Source organism: Pseudomonas graminis (assembly GCF_001705435.1).
Lineage (GTDB): Bacteria > Pseudomonadota > Gammaproteobacteria > Pseudomonadales > Pseudomonadaceae > Aquipseudomonas > Aquipseudomonas graminis_B.
Window position 1 is genome coordinate 1 of sequence record NZ_MDEN01000028.1, and the last position, 1,187, is coordinate 1,187.

Sequence of the window (1,187 nt, forward strand, 5' to 3'; positions counted from 1 at the left end):
GGCGTCGATACGATCACCAGCCACTCCGCTTATGTCTACGGGAACACGTTCGTCTACACCTCGGTGACGGACAGTTACTTCGACAAACAGGGCTCCCACTCGGACCTGATCAAAGATTTCCAATCCACTGACGTACTTGACCTGACGGCCCTCGGGCTGGAGCGCGTTGGCAATGGCCACAACGGTGATCTGGCGGTCACCTACAACGCCGACGAGGACATTACCTATGTTCGCTCGCTGGATAAAAACGCCCAGGGCCAGGCATTCGAAGTCAGACTTGAAGGCGATCACGCCGCTGAGCTTGGCACGCAAAATTTCGCCCTGCGTTACGACCTGACTGCAGAAAGCACTGGCCGCGAACATGGGCTAAGCAACAAGCAATACGTCATCACCGGGACCGATGGCGATGACGTTCTGGTCGTTCCCCGCTCCGGCAACATCGTGACCGGTGGAGGCGGAGCGGACGACATGTCCGGCGGCGGTTCCCGTAACACATTTGTCTTCGAGCATCTCACCGATAGCTTCGTGAACGACGGCACAGGCCAATCCAGCGTTGACCTCATCCACAGCTTCAGCCTCGGTGACGGTGATCTGCTGGACGTTTCGGCACTGGGGTTTACTGGTCTGGGGGATGGTTATAACGGCACGCTCAATTACAGCTACGACAATGAAGCTGGTTACGCGATTGCCCAGTCCTTCGAGGCCGATGAAGACGGCAACCGATTCGCCGTGCACCTGACGCAATACGACCGGGATCCGCTTACCGGCCTGCAGGACATGGATCGCTTCACCTTTGCCGGGGACAACGCAGCAGACCGCGCCAACCAGACGCTGACTGGCGATAACCACCGTGACACGTTCACCAATTCGACCGCGGGCGGCATCCTCGTCGGAGGCGGTGATGATGATCTGTTGGTGGGCAACACCGGGGTCGACACCTTCCGATATGTCGAGAAGAGCGACAGCTTCCGGGGCAATTCGGACTTCATCAAAAACTTCGACGCCACTCAGGACCGCATCGATGTTTCAGCGCTGGGTTACACTGGCCTTGGCGATGGCACCGATGGCACGCTCAAGGTGATCTATGACACGGCTCTGCACCGCACCTACCTCAAGGATTACGAAGCGGACGCTGACGGTAACCGATTCGAGATCAGTATCGACAAGAACGTCGCCAAGACTTTCAC

The 1,187-nt window shown here is 57.8% G+C and carries 1 protein-coding gene; it reads left to right on the plus strand.

Annotated elements, in window-relative coordinates:
- Nucleotides 1-1,187, plus strand: a 1,187-nt coding sequence (locus BBI10_RS00120) for a M10 family metallopeptidase C-terminal domain-containing protein (RefSeq protein WP_065986010.1), incomplete at both ends; no start/stop codon positions are given.